Raw genomic sequence first — 8815 nt, 5'->3', positions numbered from 1 at the left:
CCGCTGCCCGATCCCGCTGCCCGATCCCGCTGCCCGACTCCGGTGTCCGACTCAGGCGCCCGGCGCCGGTGGCGGAAGAGGCGAACACCGGACCGCCCGGCGGAAGTCGGCGCCGCCGCGTGGAATCCGGCGGGAAATGGGTCGCCGCTTTTCGGGTCCCCGAACCCCGGACCCGCGCACCGGTCCCGGGAACGCGGAACCCGCGGTGCCGCCGCGCATTCCCGGCGTGACCCGACCGGCCGCACGGCGAACCCGTCCGGCCCAACCGCACCGGGCGACCGGGAACCCGCTGTGCCCGTCAGGTGGTCGGCGCGGCCAGCGCGGTGGGCAGGTAGTGCGCCGAGACCAGGCGCGGCCAGCCCGTGGACGAGTCCGATGTGGACCAACCCGGCGCCGGGCGGCGGAACGCCAGCAGCCAGGTGCTGCCCTTCTTGCACGGCACGTCCGCCAGGGGCAGGCCGCCCAGGTCGGCGAGGGTGGAGACGATGTCCGGGATCACCCCGCCCTGGCTGGAGACGACCGGGGTGCCGGGGCCGTCGGCGATCTCCAGCAGCCGGACCAGGCCCGCCTCGCGGTCGGGCCAGTAGCCCTCCTCGGACAGCCGGGGCTCCAGCAGCACGTCCACGCCGAGGTCGTCGGCGACCCCCCGCACGGTGTCCACGCACCGCAGGCGCGGCGCGGCGTGCACGCGCGACGGGCCCCACAGCGGCAGCACCGCGCGCAGCCCGGCCGCCTGCCGCCAGCCCGCCGAGCTGAGCGGCCGCAGGTCGTCGTCGCCGGGCCAGTTGCCCCGCTTGCCCGCCTTCGCGTGCCGCACCAGCAGCACGGTCGCCAGGTCCGCCGGCTCCGCCGCGAACCGCTCCAGCACGGTCCGGTCGGTGTCCCGCGTCACCATCGCCGCCGCCTCGGCGACGGGCACCCACCGCAGCTCGTCCACCTCGTCGTTGGGCTCGAACGCCCCCGACCCGGCGCGCGCGCTGAAGTAGTCCACGACCTTCGGCTTGCCGAACGCCTCGTAGTCCACCCGGCACAGGTGCCGCCCCAGCACGGCGCGGAACCCGGTCTCCTCGTGGACCTCGCGCACCGCCGCGGCGGGCACGGTCTCGCCCGGGTCCAGCTTGCCCTTCGGCAGCGACCAGTCGTCGTAGCGCGGCCGGTGCACGACCGCCACGGAACCCTCGCGCCACAGCACGGCGCCGGCAGCCCTGATCACGGGCCTCACCCCGTCGCGCGGTGGGCGCGCAGCAGCTCGGTCTGGTGGTCGCGCACGCGGCTCCCGTCGGACGGCGACGCCTCCCACCCCCCGTCGGGCTGGAGCACCCAGCAGCGGGTCGTGGGCTCCAGCGCCGAATCGAGCATCGAGTCGAGCTGCGCGGTGAGCTTCGGGTCGGTCACCCGCACCTGCACCTCGACGCGCCGGTCGAGGTTGCGGTGCATCATGTCGGCGCTGCCGATCCAGTGCTCCCCGGCGCCGACGAAGTGGAACACCCGCGAGTGCTCCAGGAACCGGCCGAGGATCGAGCGCACGTGGATGTTCTCCGACAGCCCCTTGATGCCGGGCTTGAGCGAGCACACCCCGCGCACCACGACCTGCACCGGCACGCCCGCCTGCGACGCCCGGTACAGCGAGTCGATGACCTGCTCGTCCACCAGCGAGTTGACCTTGATGCGCACCCCGGCGGGCCGGCCGGCGCGGACGTGCTCGACCTCCCGCTCGATGCGCTCCACGATGCCCCGCCGCACGCCGTAGGGCGCGACCAGCAGGCTGCGGTAGTGGTCCTGGCGGGCGTACCCGGTCAGCACGTTGAACAGGTCCGTCAGGTCCGCGCCGATGGTCGGCTCGGCGGTGAGGAGGCCGACGTCCTCGTACATCCGCGCGGTCTTCGGGTTGTAGTTGCCGGTGCCGATGTGGCAGTAGCGCTGTATGCGCGAGCCCTCCTGGCGCACCACCAGCGACGTCTTGCAGTGCGTCTTGAGGCCCATCAGGCCGTACACGACGTGCACGCCCGCCTTCTCCAGCGCCCGCGCCCACTTGATGTTGGCCTGCTCGTCGAACCGCGCCTTGATCTCCACCAGCGCCACGACCTGCTTGCCCGCCTCGGCCGCGTCGATCAGCGCGTCGACGATGGGGGAGTCGCCGGAGGTGCGGTACAGGGTCTGCTTGATGGCGAGCACGCGCGGGTCGGCCGCCGCCTGCTCGATGAACCGCTGCACGGACGTGGAGAACGAGTCGTACGGGTGGTGCACGAGCACGTCGCCCTCGCGCAGGGTCGCGAAGATGCTCTTGGGCGTCTCCCGCTCGCCGAACGCCGGGGGCGTGGCGGGCACGAACGGCGCGTCCTTGAGCTGCTTGCGGTCCACGCCGTAGAGCTGCCACAGGCACGACAGGTCCAGCAGACCGGGCACCTGGACGACGTCGTGCGGGTCGACCTCCATCTCCCGCAGCAGCCGCTCCAGCATGTTCTCCGTCATGTCGTCGGCGACCTCCAGGCGGACCGGGGGACCGAACCGGCGGCGCGCCAGCTCCCGCTCCAGCGCCTGGAGCAGGTCCTCGTCCTGGTCCTCCTCGACCTCCAGGTCGGCGTTGCGGGTGACCCGGAAGGCGTGGCACTCGACGACCTGCATCCCGGCGAACAGCTCGCCCAGGTGCGCCGCGATCAGCTCCTCGACGGGCAGGAACGTCGCCGTCGGGCTGGTGCGGTCGTTCTCCACGCGGACCAGGCGCGGCACGTTGTCGGGCACCTTGATGCGGGCGAACCGCTCCGCCCCGCCCTCGGGGTCGCGCACCGTCGCGGCCAGGTTCAGCGACAGGCCGGAGATGTAGGGGAACGGGTGCGCGGCGTCCACGGCCAGCGGCGTGAGCACCGGGAACACCTGGTCGGTGAAGTAGTTCGACAGCCGGAGCTTCTCGAAGTCGCTGAGCTGGGTCCAGTTGACGATGCTGATGCCGTGCTTCTCCAGCTCCGGCTGCACGTGGTCGAGGAACACGCGGGCGTGCTGCTCGACCAGCTCCTGGGCGCGCTTGGACATGTTGACCAGCTGCTCGCGCGGGGTGAGGCCGTCCGCGCTGCGCACCGACAGGCCCGTCTCGTCGCGGCGCTTCAGGCCCGCGACCCGCACCATGTAGAACTCGTCGAGGTTCGAGGCGAAGATCGCCAGGAACTTCGCCCGCTCCAGCAGCGGCTGCGAGGCGTCCTCGGCCAGCGCCAGGACCCGGGCGTTGAAGTCCAACCAGGACAGTTCCCGGTTGAAGTACCGGTCGTCGGGCAGGTCGGCCTGCGCCTCGGTGGCCGTCACGGCGGGCGGTGAGCTCGGGAACGGCCGGGCGGGCGTCTCCGGGGTCGGCTGCCCGGCGGAACCGCGCGTGCCCGCCCGGCGCGCGGCCGGGCGCGGTCGGCGCTTCGGCGTGCTCGCGGGGGGCGTGGCCCGCGACGTCCGGGTGCGTCGCTTCGGCGCGGGCTGCTCAGGCGTGTTGTCCGTGCTCACGGTCGTATTGTCCACCAACGAGGGACCTCGCGCGCCGATCGGAGCCGGCCGGGAGGTGAACTCCCCGTCACACCGGTCGCAGCAGGCCGCGCACCGCACCCGAGCCGTCACGCACGAGCGTCACCCGCTGGCCGGGGCGCAGCGAGCGCCAACCCCCCTCGGCCACCGCGGCGGCCGGGACGTCCACCAGCACGCCGTCGTCGCGCAGCACCGTGGCCGAGCCGTCCGGGTGGTGCGCGCTCACGGTCGCCTGCTCGGTCACGGGGCGACGCTAGCCGATGGGGCGGCGCCGCGGCTCAGCCGCGGACCGGGGTGGTGGCCGCCGCCGTCCGGGCGCCCAGGCCCAGCGCCGCCGCCGACCCCAGGTCCTCCGCCGTGTCCACGTCGTGCCGCAGCGACGGCCAGGGCCCCACCAGGGGCACCGCGCCCGACGCCGCGTGCGCCGCGGCCGAGCCCGCGCCGAACGACGGGTCCAGCGGGCCGCCCGGCGCGGACAGCAGCATCGTCGTGCCCGTCCCCTGGCGGTCCGGGACGAACGACCGGCCCCGCGCCGCGGCCAGCGCCGCTGCCAGCTCGGCGGTCCGCAGCGCGGGCAGGTCCGCCTGGAGCGCGCCCACGACGGACGAGGCGTCCTCGGCGCGCAGCACCCCCGCGCCGAACCGCAGCGCCGCGTTGAGCCCCTCCGGCCCGGCGACCGACTCGACGCCCAGCGCCCGCAGCTCCGCCACCACCGCCCGGTCCGACGTGACGACCACCACACGCCGCACGGCGGGCAGGGCGGCGGTGACGGTGTCGAGCGCGAACGCCAGGGCGAGCACCGGCCGGTCCAGCCCCACGATGCGAGATTTGGCCCGGTCCAGCGCTTTGACCGGCACCACCAGGTCCACTTCGGCTCCCACCCCGCCATACTCCCCGATGCCGGCTGGACCTGGCCGGGGGCTCCGGGGAAGACTCCAGGTCCACGAACTGGAGAGGGAGTGCACGTGGCCAGAGAGAAGGGCGGCTTCTGGGTCGGGTTCGCCGCGGTGGTCTTCTACCCGGCGACCACCGCGATGGCGCGCCGGCGCGTCGAGGGCGGCGAGCACCTCCCGCGGGAGGGCGGCGCGCTCGTCGTGATGAACCACGTGTCGCACCTGGACCCGGTCTACGACGCGGTCTTCACGCACCGGCAGGGGCGCGTGCCGCACTTCCTGGCCAAGCACGGCCTGTGGAACGTCCCGGTGCTCGGTTCCGTCCTCAGGGGCGCCCGCCAGATCCCCGTCTACCGCGGCACGGCCGACGCCCAGCAGAGCCTGCGCGCCGCCCACGACGCCCTGGAGCAGGGCATGGTGGTGATCATCTACCCGGAGGGCACGATCACCCGCGACCCGGACGGCTGGCCGATGACCTCGCGCACGGGCGTGGCGCGGCTCGCGCTGGAGCACGACGTGCCGGTGCTGCCCGCCGCCCGCTGGGGCACCCGCGACGTCTACGACCACTACCGCAGGAAGTTCCGGCCGTTCCCGCGCAAGACCGTCGTGACGAAGGTCGGCGCGCCGGTCGACCTGTCCGCCCACCGCGGCCGGCCGCAGAACCTCGCCCTGCTGCGCGAGGTCACCGACCTGCTGATGGGCGAGGTGAAGGGGCTGCTCGCGGAGGTCCGCGAGGAGCAGGCCCCCGACGGCTTCTACTCGGCGAAGAAGTCCTGACGTGGACCGGGTCGCGGTGCTGGGCGCCGGGTCGTGGGGCACCGCCTTCGCCAAGGTGCTCGCCGACTCCGGCACCGACGTGGTGCTGTGGGCGCGGCGCGCGGAGGTGGCCGACGCCATCTCCGCGGGCCGGGTCAACACCGACTACCTGCCGGACGTGGTGCTGCCGGCGAACCTGACCGCCACCGCCGACGCCGACAAGGCGCTCGACGGGGCGGGGGCCGTGGTGCTGGCCGTGCCGAGCCAGACGCTGCGGGAGAACCTCGCCGGCTGGCGCGCGTCGCTGCCGCCCGGCGCGACGCTGGTCAGCCTGGCCAAGGGCGTCGAGCTGGGCACGCTCAAGCGGATGAGCGAGGTGGTCCGCGAGGTCGCCGGCGTGCCGGAGGACCAGGTCGCCGTGGTGACCGGGCCGAACCTGGCCAAGGAGATCGCGGCCGAGCAGCCGACCGCCACGGTCATCGCGTGCACCGACCACGACCGCGCGGTGGAGTTCCAGCACGCCTGCTCCAACGCCTACTTCCGGCCGTACACGAACGTCGACGTCGTCGGCTGCGAGCTGGGCGGGGCGTGCAAGAACGTCATCGCGCTGGCGTGCGGCATGGCGGCGGGCATGGGGTTCGGCGACAACACGATGGCCTCGATCATCACCCGCGGCCTGGCCGAGACGGCCCGGCTGGGCGCGGCGCTGGGCGCGGACCCGCTGACGTTCGCGGGCCTCGCCGGCCTGGGCGACCTGGTGGCGACCTGCGCGTCGCCGCTGTCGCGCAACCGGTCGTTCGGTGAGAGGCTCGGTCGCGGCGACTCCCTGGCGCAGGCGCAGGACGCGGCGCACGGGCAGGTCGCCGAGGGCGTGAAGTCGTGCTCGTCGATCCGCGAGCTGGCCGCGCGCCACGACGTGGACATGCCCATCACCGAGGGCGTGCACCAGGTGTGCCACGAGGGGCTCGACCCGCGCGTGCTGACCGCGGCGCTGCTCGGGCGCGAGCGGAAGGCGGAACGGCAATGACCGGCAGGTGGGGCGACGGCACCCGGGTCGTGCACACGACGGCTCCCGTGCCGGGGCAGCCGTTCACCGCGGGCCCGGTGTTCGCCTCGGCCTACCACCTGGGCGGCGCGGACACGTACGGCCGCGCGCACAACCCGACGTGGCGGGTGCTGGAGGAGGCGCTGGGCGACCTGGAGGGCGGCACCGCGGTGCTGTTCCCGTCCGGCATGGCGGCGATCTCGACGTTCCTGCGCGTGGTCCTCGCGCCCGGTGACACCGTCGTGCTGCCGGGCGACGGCTACTTCCTGACCCGCTCGCTGGTCGCGCAGATGCCGGTGGACGTGGTCGAGGTGCCCACCGCCGGGCCGTACCCGTCGTTCGACGGGGTGCGGCTCGTGCTGCTGGAGTCGCCGTCCAACCCCGGCCTCGACGTGTGCGACATCGCCGCCCTCGCCGAGGCGGCGCACGCCGCCGGCGCGCTGGTGGCGGTGGACAACACGACCGCGACGCCGCTCGGGCAGCTGCCCCTGGCGCTGGGCGCGGACGCCGTGGTGAGCAGCGACACCAAGGCCGTGGCCGGGCACAGCGACGTGCTGCTCGGGCACGTGACCGCGGCCGACCCGGCGCTGGCCGAGGAGGTCCGCGCGGCCCGCACCACCGGCGGCGCGATCCCCGGCCCGTTCGAGGCGTGGCTGGCGCACCGCGGGCTCGGCACGCTCGACCTGCGGCTGACCAGGCAGGCGGAGAACGCCGCCGCCCTGTACGACGCGCTGAAGGCGCACCCGGCGGTGACCGGCCTGCGCTGGCCCGGCGCGCCCGAGGACCCGGCGCACGCCGTGGCGTCGAAGCAGATGCGCCGCTTCGGCGGGGTGCTGACCTTCCTGCTGGCGGACGCGGGCGCCGTCGCGGCGTTCCTGGAGCGGTCGGAGCTGGTGTACGCGAGCACCAGCTTCGGCGGCCTGCACACGAGCCTCGACCGGCGGGCCCAGTGGGGCGACCCGGTGCCGGAGGGCCTGGTCAGGCTGTCCGCGGGCTGCGAGGACACCGCGGACCTGGTGGCCGACGTGCTGAAGTCACTCTGACGGGTCCATTTCGTGGGACGCGGTTGCGGGGGTGGCGGCTCGCTGCCACCCTCGTCGCATGTCCTTCCGCGCCATGATCGACGGGTGGGGTCACATCGACCTCGGCCTGGTCGCCAGCGCGCTCTGTTCCTGTCGGTGATCGCCCCGCGTCCCGCGAGCAGTCGACGCTCGCCACCCCCGGCATCCCGAAGAAGGAACCTGATGTTCGCCGTCCCGGAGAACACGATCGCCCTGCCCCCGTCGCACGCCGCCCCGCACCCCGTGCGGATCGCGCTCGACGTGGCGGCGCGGCGCGAGCGCTGGGCCCACCTGCTCCGCTACGACCCCGACACCCGCTTCGCCGCCCTCGTCGAGCGCACCGACGAGCAGGAGGTGTGGCTCATGAGCTGGCTGCCCGGCCAGCACACCGACCTGCACGACCACGGCCCGACGGCCGGCGCGTTCACCGTGGTCAGCGGCTCGCTGACCGAGGTGGTCGCGCTCAACGGGCACCAGGTGCTGCACAACCTGGTGGCCGGCCAGTCCCGCGTGTTCGGGCCCGACTACGCCCACCAGGTGCGCAACGACGGCGTCGACCCGGCCGTCACGATCCACGTGTACCGCGACGGCGGGCGCACCATGCGCCCGGTCCGGTTCGCGCCCCTCGGCTAGCGCCTGCCCGCGACGTGCGGTGGGACCTCCCAGTCGCCCACCAGCGCCGGGTCCGGTTCCGGGGCGCCCCACGAGGTGCGCAGCGGCAGCACACCGGCCCACCGCTCGTTCGCGGCGACGTCCTCCCCCTCGTCGCCGGGCGGGCCGCTGCGGATCTTCACCGACGCCTCGGCGAGGTCGAGCGAGAGCACGGACGTCGCGGCCAGCTCCCTCGGCGTCGGCTGCCGGGCGTAGTCCCACGAGCCGGGCGCGATGTGCTCGGTGAGCACGCGCAGGGCGTGCGCCTTGGCGTCCGGCTCGGTGACCGGGACGGCGGTGCCGTGGATCACGGCCGCGCGGTAGTTCATGGAGTGGTCGAACACCGAGCGGGCGTAGACGACGCCGTCCAGGAGGGTGACGCCGACGCACACCGGCACGCCGAGGGCGGCCTCGCGGAGGCTGCGCGCGCCGGTCGAGCCGTGCAGGTAGAGGGTGTCGCCGTCGCGGCCGTAGCCGGTCGGCAGCACCAGCGGCGCGTCGTCGACGACGACGGCGAGGTGGCACACCAGGGCGGCGTCGAGGACGGCGTGCAGGGCGGCGCGGTCGGTCACGGCGCGCTTGCGTCCGCGCTTGACGGTGCTGCGCGGGGTCGGTGACAACGTCATGCGACCAGCGTCTGCGGTAGAGTGGCTATCCACAAGTGCCAATTCTCGGTGATTTGAGGAGGCCACTGTGGCGGAGACCGCGCTCGCCGTCTCGCTCGACCGCGCGTCGGCCGAGCCGCTGGCCGTGCAGCTCGCGGACGCGCTGCGCACGGCCGCCGCCGACGGCAGGCTGCGCAGCGGCGACCGGCTGCCGTCCACCCGGGCGCTGGCCGAGCGGCTGGGCGTGAGCCGGACCGTGACGGCGGCGGCCTACGAGCAGCTGCACGCCGAGGGCTGGAT

The 8815-nt window shown here is 74.5% G+C and carries 10 protein-coding genes; 5 read left to right on the top strand and 5 right to left on the bottom strand.

Translation table 11 applies throughout. From position 1 onward, the window contains the following. Positions 1-298 precede the first annotated feature (298 nt). From ACR807_RS39540 to cofC, 4 genes are all read right to left on the bottom strand, one after another. A complete protein-coding gene (locus ACR807_RS39540) occupies positions 299-1222 on the bottom strand; it encodes an NUDIX hydrolase (RefSeq protein WP_438926665.1) in 924 nt (307 codons plus the stop codon). Beyond that, a complete protein-coding gene (locus ACR807_RS39535; RefSeq protein ID WP_438926664.1) occupies positions 1219-3486 on the bottom strand; it encodes an RNA degradosome polyphosphate kinase in 2268 nt (755 codons plus the stop codon). The genes ACR807_RS39540 and ACR807_RS39535 overlap by 4 nt, the downstream gene beginning before the upstream one ends. Before the next feature lie 67 nt (positions 3487-3553). After that, positions 3554-3748 carry a hypothetical protein gene (locus ACR807_RS39530; RefSeq protein WP_438926663.1) on the bottom strand — a complete coding sequence of 65 codons (195 nt, stop codon included), beginning with the start codon at positions 3746-3748 and terminating at the stop codon, positions 3554-3556. A 34-nt stretch (positions 3749-3782) separates the two neighbouring features. After that, positions 3783-4385, bottom strand: a complete 603-nt coding sequence (cofC, locus tag ACR807_RS39525; protein ID WP_438926662.1) for a 2-phospho-L-lactate guanylyltransferase — start codon at positions 4383-4385, stop codon at positions 3783-3785. 84 nt (positions 4386-4469) lie between these two features. Here cofC and ACR807_RS39520 point away from each other — a divergent pair, with 84 nt between their 5' ends. The 4 genes from ACR807_RS39520 to ACR807_RS39505 all read left to right on the top strand — a co-directional run bounded on the left by ACR807_RS39520 (position 4470) and on the right by ACR807_RS39505 (position 7892). Continuing rightward, positions 4470-5174 carry a lysophospholipid acyltransferase family protein gene (locus tag ACR807_RS39520; RefSeq protein ID WP_438926661.1) on the top strand — a complete coding sequence of 235 codons (705 nt, stop codon included), beginning with the start codon at positions 4470-4472 and terminating at the stop codon, positions 5172-5174. 1 nt (position 5175) lies between these two features. Then, the gene (locus ACR807_RS39515; RefSeq protein WP_438926660.1) at positions 5176-6180 is read left to right on the top strand and encodes an NAD(P)H-dependent glycerol-3-phosphate dehydrogenase; all 1005 of its coding nucleotides are present in this window, start codon (positions 5176-5178) and stop codon (positions 6178-6180) included. Then, a complete protein-coding gene (locus ACR807_RS39510) occupies positions 6177-7241 on the top strand; it encodes a cystathionine gamma-lyase (protein WP_438926659.1) in 1065 nt (354 codons plus the stop codon). The genes ACR807_RS39515 and ACR807_RS39510 overlap by 4 nt, the downstream gene beginning before the upstream one ends. A gap of 201 nt (positions 7242-7442) precedes the next feature. Continuing rightward, positions 7443-7892: a cysteine dioxygenase gene (locus ACR807_RS39505; RefSeq protein WP_438926658.1), complete on the top strand. Its 450-nt coding sequence runs from the start codon at positions 7443-7445 to the stop codon at positions 7890-7892. Here ACR807_RS39505 and ACR807_RS39500 read toward each other — a convergent pair. Next, entirely contained in the window at positions 7889-8536 is a 648-nt protein-coding gene (locus tag ACR807_RS39500) for a pyridoxamine 5'-phosphate oxidase family protein (protein WP_438926657.1), read from the bottom strand. The genes ACR807_RS39505 and ACR807_RS39500 overlap by 4 nt on opposite strands. A gap of 67 nt (positions 8537-8603) precedes the next feature. Here ACR807_RS39500 and ACR807_RS39495 point away from each other — a divergent pair. Then, on the top strand, positions 8604-8815 hold a 212-nt coding region (locus ACR807_RS39495; protein ID WP_438926656.1), incomplete at its 3' end, for a GntR family transcriptional regulator.

The sequence above is a fragment of the Saccharothrix sabaoui genome (assembly GCF_051756985.1).
In the GTDB taxonomy this organism is placed as follows: Bacteria; Actinomycetota; Actinomycetes; order Mycobacteriales; family Pseudonocardiaceae; genus Actinosynnema.
This window is presented reverse-complemented; position numbering and strand designations above follow the sequence as displayed.